Below are 14400 nucleotides of genomic sequence, written 5' to 3'. Positions count from 1 at the left end.
GCCACGGGCCGGCGCGACCGCTGCCGGGCACCGGCGTTGTTACGGTCGCACGACTCCCGTACGACCAGGCCGGCAATGGCCCGCACAGCCGACCGGTGGTGCGGAGACGTCACGCCCGTCCCGCTGATCGAAGGCGAGGGTGCATGCCCGGCACCGTGTCGGTCGTCGTCACGACGAACCACGAGAGGGACCGCCTCGGTGAGGTCCTCGCGACCCTCGCGGCGCAGACCCGTCCCGCCGACGAGGTCGTCGTGGTCGGCGACGGATGGAGAGACGGCGTGTCCGGCCCCGAGCACCTGCCGGTTCGTCTGGTCCCTCCACCGGCTCGACAGGGGGTCGCTGCCGCGCGCAACCGAGGGCTCGAGCAGGCCACCGGGGACTTCGTGGTCTTCGTCGACACGGAGGAGTCGTTGACCCCGGTCGCGGTGGCCGCCGGACTCGACGCCTTCGCACGACACCCCGGCGCCGCGTTCGTCCACGGCGTGGGTCAGCGACCGATCCGGGACGAGCCCCTGCTGACCGGACAGGGGTACCGCGACCTGTCCGGCACCAGCCGCGCCTCCCTGCTCGGCGGCCGGGCCATCCCGGTGCACGCCTCGGTGGTCTACCGACGCGAGGTCCTGCAGGCCGTCGGCGGCTTCGACGAGGGCTTGACCGGCTACGACGCCCACGACGTGCACCTCAGGATCGCCCGCGATCACCCGGTGGCGTCCCACCCGGTCCGGACCGCCGCCACCGAGCGTCCACCCATCAGCAGCTCCGGACAGGCGGTGTCCGCGCTCCGGGCTGCCCTGCTCGTCCATGCCCGTCACCGTCCGGACACCACGGACGCCGACGACCTGCACGCCGCGTGGCTGCGGGGCGAGAAGACCTGGCGGACGCACCTGGCCTCGGAGGTCATGCAGGCACAGCTAGCCACCGGCAGTTCACGTCACCGCGCCACACTCGCGGCCGGACGCGTCTCCCCGACGTTGGCCGGGCGGACGGCCGCACGCGCCGTCCTGCGGCGGACCGTGCGTGGTCTCCCCCGTCCCCTCGGCGACACGGTGGCCCGGCTCGCTCCCGGGCTCGGCCTGCGGCCTCGGGGGAGGATCCGGCTCGGTGACCTCGACACCGTGGAGCCGGTCAGTCTGCACTTCGGCTTCGACCGCGGTACACCGCTCGACCGCCACTACATCGAGGACTTCCTCCAGCGGTTCGCCGGTGACGTGAGGGGCCGCGTGCTCGAGATCGCGGATGCCACGTACTCACGGCGCTTCGGCGGCGACAGGATCGATCGACAGGACGTCCTGCACGTGACACCTGGTCACCCGGACGCCACCATCATCGGGGACCTCACCGAGCCTGGTGTCCTGCCGGACCGGACCTTCGACTGCATCGTCTTTACACAGACGTTGCACCTCATCTACGACATGCAGGCAGCCATCCGGCACCTCCACCAGGCGCTCCGGCCAGGAGGGGTGCTCCTATTGACCGTGCCGGGGATCAGCCAGATCGACCGGGTCGACTGGGGCACCCAGTGGTACTGGTCCCTCACCCCCGCTGCCGTGGAGCGGATGCTCGCCGACGCCTTCGACCCCAATCTCGTGGCCGTCGAGGGGCACGGCAACGCCTTCGCCGCCACCGCCTTCCTCCAGGGCCTGGCCGTCGAGGAGGTGGAACTCGGCCGACTGGACTTCGTCGACCCGGCCTACCCGGTGATCGTGACGGCGCGAGCACTCAGGTGGGCCTGACCGCCCCGCCTTAATCTGCGGCTCGCGGTCCGGCCAGACGGGTGAGCCACCGCTGCGCGTCGGCTGCCCGCCTCTTGAGCGCCGGTGCCCGGGTGGCGGCCGACCACACGACCCGGTCCCTGGTCGAGAGGGTGGGGATGGTCGGTCCCAACTCACGCAGCAGGCGGAGCACCGCCCGGTCCTCGTACCGGGTGTGGACCCTGACGTCCCGGATCCACACGGACGCCAGACGCCGCTCCAGCGCCTCGGCCACGGCTTCCTCACCCTCCGCTCGGAGCGTCGCCAGGAACCGCCGTCGATACCGGTACACAGCAGCGAGCTGCCGGTCGAGGTGGGAGCTCTGCTGGGCGCTATGCCACCGCCACTCCGAGGTCACCTCGTGCGTGGCGGTGAACCGGTGCCGGCGGGCCAGCCGCAGCCAGATATCGAAGTCGACGGCATGGCGCTCCGAGACGTCGAAACCCCCTACCTGGAGCAGGGCCGCCCTCCGGGTCACCGAGGCGATCGTCGTGTGCAGCCAGTCGTCGAAGGCCGCCTCCAGGCACGAGGACGAGACGTCAGGCGGGACGTAGCCGTGGAGGACGCCGCCTCTGGTCCCCGTTCGTTCCACCGCGCCGAAGGCAGCCACGGCTGAGGGCGTCCGTTCCAAGAGGCCGGCCACCACCTCCAGGTGCCGGGGCCGCCACCGGTCGTCAGCATCCAGCCAGGCGACGAGATCGCTGCCGGCTTCCTGGATCCCCCTGTTGCGCGCTGCCGCCTCACCCCCGTTGCGCTGACGGAACACCACTGCCCCGAACGACTCCGCGATGCGCGCCGAGTCGTCCGTCGATCCGTCGTCGACGACGATGACCTCGTCGGCCGGGCGCGTCTGAGCGCGGATCGACGCGAGCGCGTCAGCGAGGTACGGCTCGCCGTTGAAGCACGGCACGATCGCAGCGACGCTCACCACCGGGCCGATGGTAGGGACCCTCGTGCACCGGTGATCGCTACGAGCGGACAGTAGGGTGCACCCGTGGCGGCCGCCGTCCTCAGCAACCCCCGGCCGGGTGCGGGGAGGAGAGTCCGCCGTCTCGCGCGGCGGGTCGTCGGCCGTACGGTCGTCCGCCCCCTGCGCCGTGCAGTCGCGGTGGCCCGTGCCACGCACCGGTCCGTGTGCCAGGATCCGCAGGTCGAGCGGCTCCTGTCGGCTGCGCTCGCCGACCGACGACGGGTCCTCGTGGTGGGTCCTGCCCAGGCAGTCCGGCGGGCGCTGCCACAGGCCGTGCTGGACGTCGTCGGGACGGACCCCACGGACCTCCACGTCTCCGTCGTCTCCCGAGCGGACGGGACCGGCAGCCTCCCGCGACGGTGGGACTGTGTCGTAGTCACGGACGTCGACGCTCCGGACTCCCGGCTGCACGCAGCCGTCGGCGCCTGTATGCCCGGCGGAACCGTCGCCGCGGTTACCCGACGTCGGTCGGTGGTGCGTTTCGGGAGCCCCGCCGTGGCGGAGGTCGTCTCCCATCGGCGCTCGCTCGCGCTGCACCGCGCACGGATCAGCGCATGAGCGTGGTCCTGCTGTACCACCGGGTCGCCGTCGTCCCCCACGACCCGTTCGGGCAAGCCGTACACCCCGACCGGTTCACCGCCCAGGTGGAGCACCTGCGCCGGTCCGGGCGAGTGATACCTCTCTCCGACGTCCTGCGCCCGGGATCCAAGGGCGGTATCGCGTTGACGTTCGACGACGGTTACGCGGACAACGCGATGCTCGCCGCTCCGCTGCTGGCCGACGCCGGCCTGCCCGCCACGTGGTTCGTCACCGTGGACACCCTCGGTCGGCGGCGTTTCTGGTGGGACCGCCTCGCAGAGGCCCTCCTGGGTCCGCACGGCCTCCCGTCGTCGGCGGACGTCGAGGTCGCCGGTCGCCGGCTCTGGCTGGATCTGCGGACACCGTCGGCGCGGACCACCGCGCTCCACTTCCTGTGGGGTCGGCTCCTCGACCTGCCTCCTGCTGAGCTGGACGCCGAGGTCGAACGGCTCCTGGGCCACCTGGACGCGCCGCCACCCACCCAGGAGGACCTCACCATGACGGTGGACCAACTGCGCGTGCTCGCGGAGCTCCCGCTACAGGAGGTGGGGGCCCACACCCGGACCCACGCGCGGCTGGCGACGCAGTCGGAGGAGGTCCAGCGGGACGAGATCCTCGAGTCGGTCAGACTCCTCACGGACATCCTGCACCGTCCCGTCGTCGACTTCGCCTATCCGTTCGGGGACAGGAACCGGGACGTCGGGCCCCTCGCGCCACGGCTGGTGGAGGAGGCCGGCTGCAGGCTGGCGTGCACGACCGACCCTCGCCCCGTGTCCCGTCGGAGCCATCCCTACCGGTTGCCCCGGGTCTACGTCGGCGACTGGGAGGTGGACCGCTTCGCCGCGATGCTCGAGGGTGTACTGCCGTGACGTCGGCCGTGGAGCCCGCTCCTGGGCACGAGCCACTGGTGTCGCTCGTCATGCCCGTGCGCAACGGTGCCCGGTTCCTGGACGAGGCGGTCGCCAGCGTCCTGGCCCAGACCCATCGCAACCTCGAACTGGTGGTCGTCGACGACGGCTCGACCGACGCCACTCCTGCCCTGCTGCGGGACTGGCAGCGACGCGATGCGCGGGTACGGATCCTCACGCGTGTGGACCCCAACGGCATCGCCGGAGCCCTCGACGAGGGTGTGCGACACAGCGCCGGGGACCTGCTGGCCCGGCTCGACGCCGACGACCGTGCAGCGCCTGACCGGCTCCGCAGGCAGGTCGGACAGTTCTCGGCGCGCCCTCGTCTCGGGCTGTTGGGGACCGGAGCGCGGTACGTGGACGTGAGGGGACGGATCGTCGGCAGCGAGACGGTCGAGACCGGGGCTGCTCTCGTGCAGGTCCTCCGCGTCGGCAACTCCGTCTTTCACCCCAGCGTCATGATGCGGAGGTCCGCCTACGAGACCGCCGGCGGATACCGGCCCCAGGCGGAGCCCGCTGAGGACCTGGACCTCTGGCTGCGCATCGCCGAGCACTTCGAGGTCGACAACCTCGACGAGCCGTTGATCGACTACCGGCTGCACGACGGTCAGTCGACACTCATGGACCCCAGGCGGCAGGCGGTCGCCGCGACGGCGGCGCACTGGGCGGCGGAGGTGCGAGCCACGGGTGCGCCGGATCCGCTCGACGGCATCGAGCGCGTGGACGAGGCGCTGCTCCGCTCGCACGGCGTCGGTCGCGCCAGGATCAGCGCCGAGCAGATCGCCGCACTCTCCTGGACCGCGGAGCTGTGCGAGACGGCCGGCTACCACTCGCTCGCCCGAGCCGCGTGGCGAGCGGCCCAGGCGGAGGCCACGTCCCTGGGCAGGGTGGAAGAAGGTCGGTTCTTCCTCACCCGTGCGCGACTGCGCAGGCGGCAGGGGAGGACCCTCGCCCGCCGGGTCGACCAGATCCGGGCGATCACCGCTGCACCACAGCTGATCGCCATGTCCGTGGCATGGCGGCTCCGCGGACCGTCGAGGTGAGCGGACGCTCCGTGTAGGCGGAACCGGGAGTCCTCACGGCCCGACGTGTGACGCCACTCTTCCGGCGTGGTCCCCGACGTGAACTGCGGTTATGGTCCTGAGGACCCGGATGCGCCTGTCCCCCTCCGGCGTTCCCATCCGGCGAACGAAGGACGAGCACCTGCACAGCGCTCCTGCGGAGGAGCCTCCCGAGCCCGACGGAGTCGTCGCCCGTGGTCATCTCCCGTCCTCGGTCTCGCCGGGGCTCCGGTCGGTCGAATCATCTCCGACTGTCGGGGCTCTCGGTCCCTCGCCTCCTGGTCCTCGTCGTCCTGGTGGACCTCGTGCTCCTCGCAGCTACGGGCGTGCACGAACAGCTCAAAGACAGCACTCCCCTGGTCAAGCCCCTGGTCCTGGTGTCGCTCGCCCAGGAGGCCACCGTCGGCGCTTGGTGGACGTCCGTGCTGCTCGGTACATCGGGCGTGGTCCTCGGCGCCGTCGCGGGCACTCGGCGCCGAGGACGCGAGTCCGGATGGCGGGTCGCCGTCCCGGCGCTGGGTGGAACCGTCCTGATCGGGCTCTCGCTCGACGAGCTTGCCAGCCTGCACGAGCGGCTCCTGCTCGATGACGTCGGCGGGGCGGCGCACGCCTTCGACGGTGCGGGTCCGTGGCTGGTCCCCGGCCTGCCCGCACTGCTGCTCGTCGTTCTGGGCCTGCGCCGACTGACTCACCGTCCGGTGGACGACGCCACCTGGCTCTGCACGGCCGGCACTCTCTGCCTGTCGACGATCCTGCTGCAGGAGGACCTCGAGCACTCACTCGACTTCGGTGCGGGACGCCCACCCTGGCTGACCGTGGTGGAGGAGGGGACGGAGCTCCTCGGGTCGCTCCTCCTCCTCGCCGGGGCGCTAGACCTCCTCCGCTCGGCGGGGCCGGCGGCTGTATCGGATCTCGGTCGAGCGCTGTGGCGACACCGCCGCTCGGAGTTCATCGCCGGGGCAGCCCTGCTGGTGTTCGGCACCCTCGCAGCGGATGTCCTCGTCGACCGCACCGTCGGGGACGACCAACTGGGACTCCCTCAGTACTGGACGGCAAGCCTCGCGGCAGGTGCTCTGGCCGGAGCGGTTCTCGCGTGGTCGCGGCTGACGCTCCGGCAACCGGATCGGGCAGCCGACGCTCTGGCCGGAGCAGCCCTGCTGCTGTCGGTCCTCCACGGGATCGACGCCTTCACCTGGGCAGTGCGACTCGCCGACACCGACGTCCCGATCCGTGTCGGGACGGCTGTCCTCCTCCTCGTGCCCACCCTGCTGCTGGTCAGGCGATCGACTCGCATACCGGTCGTCCTGACGGCGGTTGCTGCAGTGGTCCTGCTCCTCGATGACGGACCGGTGGGATGGCCTCAAGTGGCCGTCTTGAGCTTAGCGAGTCTGGCGTGGCTGGAGCCCTCGTCCCCTCACCCGTCCCCGTCGAGCACCCTCGAGCGGACCACAGGATGCGATGTCTGACCTGACACACAGCAGGATCAGCGGTGCGGCGGCTCAAGTGTCCGGGCGACACAGGCGTTGGCCAGCGCGTCGCCGCGGAGCTGCGGGAACGCGCCGGCGCACCAGGCGCGGACGTCGTCGCCGCTGCCGAAGCCGGCGTCGACGATCGTGATCCAGAACGGGTCGCCGTTGGCCGCGGCGGACCGCCGGCCGAAGTCGAAGCTGGTCAGCACGTGCACCTGCGAGGCGTCGGCCAGCGAGAGGAGCGACCGGCTCTCGGCGAGTATGTCGACGGCGAAGAACTGGTGGCTGCCGGTCGCGGTGGTCTGCAGCGGGTCGGTGATGCCGACGTTCTTCGACGCCACCTGCGCCACCCACCGGCCGTCGAGCGCCAGGGACGCCCGCGACTCCTCGCGCAGCGACTCCAGCTCCGCCAGCGCCTGCTCCTCCGGCGACGCCGTCGGTGTCGCCGGCGCCGGAGCCGGGGCCGGAGCGCTCGAGGGCGCCGCGCCGCCGTCCTCGATGCCCTTGTCCACCCCGTCAGCGGTGTCCACCGGCTCCGACGCCGCCACCGGCGGAGACGGCGTGTCGTCCCCGGCCAGGCCGGACCAGGCCGCCACCCCTCCCCCGACCACCAGCGAGGCGGCCAGGACGCCGATCAGCACCCCGCGGCCCCGGCCACCACGCGACGTGGGCGCGGGCGGCGGGGGGCCCCATCCTGGCAGGGCCCCGCGCTTGGTCAGGTCGACCGGCGGCTGCACCACCGGCACCGGCCCTGACGGCGGGGGTAGGCCGCGGCCGTCCCACGACGAGGGGACCGGCACGCCCACGGGCGGCCAGACATCGGTCACCGGCGCGCGCGGCACCGGCGGCGGGCCGGGCGACCACACCGGCGTCGTCGCCTCCGGCCACCCGGGCTCCGCACCCCGCTCGAGGTCCTCTCTCGCCACCAGGCCTCCCCGCACCGGTGCCGGAGACGTCACGGAACCGGCGCGTCTCGGCCCGAGCAGGGTAGCCGCCCGATCGGGTGAACGGGACCCGTCTCAGCCGGCCTCCACCGGACCGGTCCCGGCCCGCCGCCGGCGCAGCCACAGGACGCCCAGGACGGCCAACAGGCCCGCGACGGCCACCACGAGGGGCGACCCGGCCCGCGCCGCCCACGCCGACAGCCCCGGCACCGAGGCACCCACTCCCACCTGCAGCGCGGTGGTGGGCACGAGGGCCAGCGCGCTGCCCGCCGCGTAGGCCCGGAACCGCACGGCGGACAGCCCCGCCGCGTGGCTCACCACGGCGAACGGCGCCACCGGCAGCACCCGCGCGACGAGGACGGCGAGGAAGCCCCGGCCGGCCACCGCGCGGTCGACGGCGGCCACCCGCGGCCCGGCCAGTCGCACGGCGGTGTCGCGCCCGAGGGACCGGGACAGGGCGAACGCGGCCAGCGCGCCGAGCAGGCCACCGGCATAGGCCACGGCCGCGCCGGTCCGGAACCCGAGGACGACGCCGAGCAGCACGCACAGCGCCGACCGGGGCACCGGGCCGACCAGCAGGGCCCCCTTCGCGAGAGCCAGCAGGACGAGCCCCGCCACGCCGGCGCCCCCGACCCAGCGGCGCACCGCGCCGACGTCGGGCAGCTCGACGGTCAGCGCGACGACGGTGCCGGCGACGAGCACGGCGAGCAGCACGCCTGCCCGCACCCACGCCGTCCGCACCCGCCCATGGTGCCGCGCGGGGCCGTCGTCCCGGGTCGGCACACTGGGGAGGTCGCCCGCCGTCCCCGTCCGAGGAGCCCGATGCGCCCGCCCGTCCGGACCCGCCCGGCCGTCCTGCTCGCGCTCCTCTGCCTGGTCCTCGCCGCCTGCTCGGGCTCCCCGGAGACCACTGCGGAGTCGAGCAGCCCGTCCAGCAGCACCGCGCCGACGGGGACGACCGACCCGACGACGCCGCCGGCCGACCCGGTCGCGCAGCAGGTGGACACGGTGCTGGCCGGCATGGACCGCCGGGCGCAGGTGGCGCAGCTGTTCGTCGTCGGCGTGCGGCTGGAGGACCTCTCCCCCGGCGACGCCCTGGTCGCCGACGGCGTGGGCGGCGTCTTCCTCGCCGGCCGCTCGCAGGCCGCGGCGGCCGACATCGCCGCCGTCACCGGGCGCTGGACGGACGCCGCGCCCGGGCCGCGGCCCTGGGTCGCCGTCGACCAGGAGGGCGGGCAGGTGCAGTCGCTCCAGGGCCCGGGCTTCGACCGGCTGCCGCCCGCGGCCGAGCAGGGGCAGCTCCCGCCCGAGCAGCTCGCCGCCCTCGCGGGCACGCTCGGCGCCCAGCTCGCGGCGGCCGGGATCAACCTGGACCTCGCGCCGGTGGCCGACGTCGTCCCGGCCGGCACCGAGGCCGCGAACGACCCGATCGGCGCCTTCGGCCGCCAGTACGGCAACACCGCGGCCGACGTCGTCCCCGACGTGCGCGCCGTGGTCGACGGCCTGGCCGCGCACGGCGTCACCGCCACGCTCAAGCACTTCCCCGGCCTCGGGCTGGTGGACGCCAACACCGACGAGGCCGCCGGCGTCACCGACGACGTGACCACCGCCGACAGCGAGCAGGTGGCCGCCTTCGGCGAGCTCGCCCGCTCCGACGCCGACCCGTTCGTGATGCTCTCCTCGGCCACCTACCCCCGGCTGGACCCCGGCGCGCCGGCCACCTTCTCGCGGCAGGTGGTCACGACGCTGCTGCGCGGGTTCCTCGGCTTCGACGGCGTGGTGATCACCGACGACGTCGGCGCGGCGGCGGCGTTCGAGGACGTGCCGCCCGGCGACCGCGCCGTCCGCTTCCTCGAGGCCGGCGGCACGCTCGTGCTCACCGTGACCGAGGACGTCTACCCGGAGATGCTCGACGCCGTCCTCGCCCGCGACGGGGCCGACCCGGGGTTCTCGGCCACCGTCGACGCCGCCGTCCGCACCGCCCTGACCGCGAAGGCCGAGGCCGGCCTGCTCGGGTGACTCCGCGCGTGATGCGTTGATCAGCCGTGCGGCCGTCCCGATGCTGTCGGCCGGACGACGGGCGGCCCCGTCGCACACGAAGCGGGGAGCACCGATGACGGATCCGCACGCCTGGCGGTCCACCCGGCGGGCCGCACCGGCGCCCACCTATAGTCGCCCGGGCCGCCTGCACGGTCGCGGCGCTGGACCTGCTCGGCGGCCTGCTGCTCCTGCGCGGGGCCGGGCGCACGTTGCTGCTGGTCACCTCGTGGGTGGAGACGGGCCTGCTCGGCCTCGTCCTGCTGGTCGCTCTCGCCGGCCTCGCCTATAGGCCGTCGTACGAGCCCGCGGCGACGCCGTCGCGCTGGTGCTCGTCGTCGTCCTGCTGGCCCTGCCGGTCGCGCGACTGGTCCTGCTCACCAGGCTGCCGATCGCCGCCTGGATCGCCGAGCGGCAGCGGGCCCGCACCGGCCCGCCGGTGTGGGCGCCATGCCTGGCCCGTGGGTCCCTGCCCCGCTCGCGCTGGCCACCCCGCCCGGTGTGCTCGTGGCGAGCTTGGTGCCGACGGGGGTCCTCGCCCTGGTGGCCACGGTGGCGGTCGCCGTCAGCAGCACCACGGACCTCCCCGCTGAGACGTTTGGGTATACCGGCTCCCGGCTTGCCGTCGGACCCGCCGTCCCCGAGCGACCCCTTCATCTGCAGTTCGACGGAGACGCGCGGGACTGTCAGGCCGTCGACATGGCCGCCTGCAACGACTTCTACTTCGAGACGCCGGTCGACGACCCGTACGAGACATACGGCTCCACCTGCGGCGGCCGGCTCGACGTCAAGTCATACGGCGGCCGCGGCGGCGCCTTCGGTCCCACCGACTGACCGGTCTTCCTCCTCGACAGAATCCTTGCGGGTGCGTTGTCGGATGAGGCTCAAACAACTGGCGCGCGGCTTACGTCGTTGTTATCCGTGTTCAATCGGGTTGTTGGGCTCCGCGCAGGAGCCGCTCCATGGGCTGCTCGACGTAGCGGAAGACGGCAGCCGCAATCGCGACGCATACCATAAGGAGTGGGCCTGCGAGCCACCTCTGCACTGTCTGATCGGGTACCAGCTCAACGAACATGTTGACGATCAGCTGATGTGTCATAAAAAGGGCGAAGGACCATTCGCCTAGCCGCACCCAACCTCGACCAGCGAGACGGGAGGTCTTATTCATGTCACTGAAGCTCGCCGCCGCGATTAGAAGAGCGAAGGGTATCACCGTCACGACTGAGAAAGAATACCGGTCCGAGACCACGGGCATGAAGGCGATGGCGATCGCCACGATCGTCAATACAGCAGCCGGCAGGAATGTGATTGGTGGTCGCCAACCCGACTGGACGAGTAGGGCCAATGCGATCCCGATAACGAATTCCGGAAGCCGCGCTGGCGGAAAGACATACGCAACGATGGCCTTCGGCGCTATCGCACACGCCGCTACCATCAACATTAACATGATAGCAATCAAGATCCACAGCGACCGAGGCGCCAAGCGCTTCATGTGAACAAGCAAGAAGGGGAAGGTCACATAGAACAGCACTTCAACCGACAAGGACCATGTCACACCGTTCGCCGCAAATGCGATGGACGACTTCGGGACCCACGCCTGGACCAATGGCAGGCTCAGTACCGAGCCAAGCGGCGTGGACCACACCCCAGTGAGCGGTCCCACGATCACCAAAGCAATCAGCCAGGTCAATACGTGAGTGGGGTAGATGCGCGCAAACCGTCGACGATAGAATCGAGCTCGATTATCTGTGGTCGAAGGCGCCCACGCAAGGATGAAGCCGCTAAGCAGGTAGAAGAACGACACCCCGAGCTGACCGCGGGCCAGCGCTGACACGGGCCAGATCGCTTGCAGGTGCACGAGCACGACTAGGCCTGCCGCGAAAAACCGCAGAGAAGTGAGCGTCGGGAGCCGAGAGCGCGGGACCCCATGATCACGGATTGTTGTCACACCATCGTCATTTACATGCCCCCGCGACACAACGCAGCAGGTTACGCCACCGGAGCAGCAGGAGCAGGCCCCACCGGGCGATGGCGCGAGACCAAACTGGTGTTTCGTCCTGCACTGCAAACCTGGGCATGTCCGTCAACCAGCCTGTGCAGTCCAAGCGCGCCTGCACGCGGGGACAACTAAGTGGATAGCAGGTGAATGATCAGTACTTGACCAGGTCACGAGGCCCGGCGTCCCCTCGGCGGGGCCTGGTCGTCGTCGTCGCGGACCGACCGGTCCCCCCGGGACTCCCGCCGGTCGGCCGAGCGGATCACCTGACCGACCACCACCGCGACGGTCACCGCGAGGACGACCCACACCACCAGCGCCCACACCCACCACGGCACGTCTCCCCCAGCCGACGGACAGCCCCCGTGGCCATGCGGGATGACTACCCGCGGAGCACGTGGCAATGCACTCGGTCGCGACGCACGCCTGACGCGCCCCCGTGATCCTCACCGGACGCGTTGCCCACAACAGGATGGGCCGGGTACACATGATGCGGACCGCGTCTCCAACCACCGGGACGGGATCGCCCGTGCAGCGGGTACACGACCGGGAAGGTGGCAGTGGGGGACCGAGGCAGGACCGGGCGGCTCAGCAGCGCCCCGGAGCAGCGGCACATCGACGAGATCGCCTCGGCCCTGCGTGGTGAACTGGCGATGCAGGCCGCCGGCATCGGCACCTTCGACTGGGACCTCCGCACCGGCGTCCTCGACTGGGACGAGCGTCTCGTGGCGCTGTTCGGGTACGACGGCGCGGGCTTCGACCGCAGCATCGAGGGCTTCACCGCCCGCCTGCACCCGGACGACCGCGACGAGGTCATGGCCGCGCTGCAGGCCGCCGTCGACCAGTGCGGCGACTTCAGCGCGCTGTACCGCATCACCCTGCCCGGCGGCGTCACCCGCTGGATCTCCGCCCAGGGCCGCGCCCTGAGCGGCGTCGACGGGGGAGCCACCCGGCTGCTCGGTGCCGCCTACGACGTCACCGACCAGCGCGGCGAGTCCCTCGGCGTCGCCCAGGTCCTCGAGGCCATGCCGGCCGGCTTCTACTCGCTCGACCCCGACTGGCGCTTCACCCACGTCAACGCCGAGGCCGAGCGGCTGCTGGGCCGCCGTCGCGAGGACCTGCTCGGTGAGGACATCTGGGCGGCCTTCCCCGCCGCCGTGAGCTCGGTGTTCGAGGAGAGCTACCGGCGCGCGGTGGAGACCCGTCAGCCGGTGTCCTTCGACGCCTACTACCCCGCCCCGCTCGACGGCTGGTACGAGCTGCGCGCCTGGCCGACCGCGGAGGGTCTGTCGGTCTACTTCATCGAGGTCACCGACCGGGTCCGCGCCCAGGAGGAGCTCCGCCGTGCCGCGGAGCGGACGCTCACCGTGGCGCGCATCAGCACCGAGCTCGCCGGGTCGATGGACGCCGAGGTCGCCACCGGCCAGGTGCCCTGCATGGTCGTCCCCGCGCTCGCCGACGCGTGCATCGTCAGCGTCCTCGACGAGCACGGCCACACCCGGGGCGTCAGCTCCTGGCACGCCGACGAGGCGTCGCGGGAGCTGCTGCAGGACTACGCCCGGTCCCGCGCGGCCGCGCTGCCCGGCATCCCCGCGGTGAGCCGGACGCTCAGCAGCGGCGAGCCGCTCCTGCTGTCCGGCGAGGAGGCCCTCGCCACCACTCTGGAAGGCGAGCCGCGCAGGCTGCTGTCCCGGCTGGCGCCCAGCGCGGCGGTGGCCATGCCCCTGCGGGGCCGCGGCCACACCCTGGGCCTGCTCTCGCTGCTCTACACCGACGGCCGCGTCCCGACCGCGGACGAGGTCGCCACCCTCCGCGACGTCGCCGAGCGTCTCGGGATGGCCCTCGACAACGCCCGCCTCTACGGCGCCCAGCGGCACCTGGCCCTGCAGCTGCAGCGCTCGATGCTCACCGCGCCGCCCGAGCCGGACCACGCCGAGATCGTCGTCCGGTACTTCCCCGCCGCCGAGGCGGCCGCCGTCGGCGGCGACTGGTACGACGCGTTCCTGCAGGCCGACGGCGCCACCACGCTGGTCATCGGCGACGTCGCCGGCCACGACGCCGCCGCGGCCGCGACGATGGGCCAGCTGCGCAGCCTGGTCCGCGGCATCGCCGTCGCCACCGGCGCCGGGCCGGCCGCGGTGCTGCGCGACCTGGACCGCGCCATGGAGCTGCTGCGGTTCGGCACCCTCGCCACCGCCGCCGTCGCCCGCCTCGAGCAGACGCCCGGGGAGGTCGGACGCGGCACCACCCGGATGCGCTGGTCCAACGCCGGGCACACCCCGCCCATCGTGCTCACGGCCGACGGCGAGGTGCGCGTGCTGGCGCCCGAGCGGGCCGACGTGCTGCTCGGCGTGGACCCGGAGCGGCCGCGCAACGAGTCCGTCGTCGAGCTCGACCGCGGCACGACCGTGCTGCTCTACACCGACGGCCTGGTCGAGCGGCGCGACGCCGACCTCGACGCCGGCACCGCCCGGCTCACCGCCGCCCTGGCGGAGCTCGGCGGCCGGCCGCTGCAGGAGCTGTGCGACCTGCTGGTCGAGCACATGGTCGACGGCCACCCGGACGACGACGTCGCGCTGGTCGCCGTCCGCCTCCACCCGCAGGACCGGCCCCGGCCCGCCGTCGCCGGACCCAACGACGTGCCCGGTGCCGTCCCCCCGGACCCGGCCACGCCCGCCTGACCTG

At 72.6% G+C, this 14400-nt stretch carries 12 protein-coding genes; 7 read left to right on the top strand and 5 right to left on the bottom strand.

Annotated features, from left to right (window positions below; all coding sequences use genetic code 11):
• The first annotated feature begins 143 nt into the window (after positions 1 to 143).
• Complete coding sequence (locus ACI8AK_RS03950; protein WP_456955153.1) at positions 144 to 1733, top strand: glycosyltransferase; 1590 nt, start codon at positions 144 to 146, stop codon at positions 1731 to 1733.
• 10 nt (positions 1734 to 1743) lie between these two features.
• Here the strand turns inward: ACI8AK_RS03950 and ACI8AK_RS03945 are convergent, their stop codons facing one another.
• Entirely contained in the window at positions 1744 to 2682 is a 939-nt protein-coding gene (locus ACI8AK_RS03945) for a glycosyltransferase family 2 protein (RefSeq protein ID WP_456955152.1), read from the bottom strand.
• 593 nt (positions 2683 to 3275) lie between these two features.
• Here ACI8AK_RS03945 and ACI8AK_RS03940 point away from each other — a divergent pair.
• From ACI8AK_RS03940 to ACI8AK_RS03930, 3 genes are all read left to right on the top strand, one after another.
• Entirely contained in the window at positions 3276 to 4169 is an 894-nt protein-coding gene (locus ACI8AK_RS03940) for a polysaccharide deacetylase family protein (protein WP_456955151.1), read from the top strand.
• Positions 4170 to 4207: 38 nt separating this feature from the next.
• Positions 4208 to 5251 (top strand): glycosyltransferase, encoded by a 1044-nt coding sequence (locus ACI8AK_RS03935; RefSeq protein ID WP_456955150.1) that lies wholly within the window; start codon positions 4208 to 4210, stop codon positions 5249 to 5251.
• A gap of 314 nt (positions 5252 to 5565) precedes the next feature.
• On the top strand, positions 5566 to 6735 hold the full coding sequence (locus ACI8AK_RS03930) for a hypothetical protein (protein WP_456955149.1): 1170 nt from the start codon (positions 5566 to 5568) through the stop codon (positions 6733 to 6735).
• A gap of 17 nt (positions 6736 to 6752) precedes the next feature.
• Here ACI8AK_RS03930 and ACI8AK_RS03925 read toward each other — a convergent pair whose 3' ends face one another.
• Entirely contained in the window at positions 6753 to 7664 is a 912-nt protein-coding gene (locus tag ACI8AK_RS03925) for a hypothetical protein (RefSeq protein WP_456955148.1), read from the bottom strand.
• Between the two features lie 93 nt (positions 7665 to 7757).
• Complete coding sequence (locus tag ACI8AK_RS03920; protein ID WP_456955147.1) at positions 7758 to 8423, bottom strand: TVP38/TMEM64 family protein; 666 nt, start codon at positions 8421 to 8423, stop codon at positions 7758 to 7760.
• A gap of 81 nt (positions 8424 to 8504) precedes the next feature.
• Between ACI8AK_RS03920 and ACI8AK_RS03915 the strand changes: the two genes are divergently transcribed.
• Both ACI8AK_RS03915 and ACI8AK_RS03910 read left to right on the top strand, forming a co-directional pair.
• The gene (locus ACI8AK_RS03915) at positions 8505 to 9701 is read left to right on the top strand and encodes a glycoside hydrolase family 3 N-terminal domain-containing protein (protein WP_456955146.1); all 1197 of its coding nucleotides are present in this window, start codon (positions 8505 to 8507) and stop codon (positions 9699 to 9701) included.
• 717 nt (positions 9702 to 10418) lie between these two features.
• Positions 10419 to 10553, top strand: coding sequence for a hypothetical protein (locus ACI8AK_RS03910; protein WP_456955145.1), 135 nt, complete (start codon positions 10419 to 10421; stop codon positions 10551 to 10553).
• A 91-nt stretch (positions 10554 to 10644) separates the two neighbouring features.
• Here ACI8AK_RS03910 and ACI8AK_RS03905 read toward each other — a convergent pair whose 3' ends face one another.
• Positions 10645 to 11667 carry an acyltransferase family protein gene (locus ACI8AK_RS03905; protein ID WP_456955144.1) on the bottom strand — a complete coding sequence of 341 codons (1023 nt, stop codon included), beginning with the start codon at positions 11665 to 11667 and terminating at the stop codon, positions 10645 to 10647.
• 218 nt (positions 11668 to 11885) lie between these two features.
• A complete protein-coding gene (locus tag ACI8AK_RS03900) occupies positions 11886 to 12053 on the bottom strand; it encodes a hypothetical protein (protein ID WP_456955143.1) in 168 nt (55 codons plus the stop codon).
• A 216-nt stretch (positions 12054 to 12269) separates the two neighbouring features.
• Here ACI8AK_RS03900 and ACI8AK_RS03895 point away from each other — a divergent pair, with 216 nt between their 5' ends.
• Positions 12270 to 14396: a SpoIIE family protein phosphatase gene (locus ACI8AK_RS03895; protein WP_456955142.1), complete on the top strand. Its 2127-nt coding sequence runs from the start codon at positions 12270 to 12272 to the stop codon at positions 14394 to 14396.
• Positions 14397 to 14400: the final 4 nt, after the last annotated feature.

This window comes from Geodermatophilus sp. SYSU D00867 (assembly GCF_054050315.1).
This window is presented reverse-complemented; position numbering and strand designations above follow the sequence as displayed.

Bases quoted from the DNA above. Each gene is read 5' to 3' on its own strand.
- ACI8AK_RS03950 (WP_456955153.1), top strand. From the start codon at position 144: ATGCCCGGCACCGTGTCGGTCGTCGTCACGACGAACCACGAGAGGGAC.
- ACI8AK_RS03940 (WP_456955151.1), top strand. From the start codon at position 3,276: ATGAGCGTGGTCCTGCTGTACCACCGGGTCGCCGTCGTCCCCCACGAC.
- ACI8AK_RS03915 (WP_456955146.1), top strand. From the start codon at position 8,505: ATGCGCCCGCCCGTCCGGACCCGCCCGGCCGTCCTGCTCGCGCTCCTC.
- ACI8AK_RS03910 (WP_456955145.1), top strand. From the start codon at position 10,419: ATGGCCGCCTGCAACGACTTCTACTTCGAGACGCCGGTCGACGACCCG.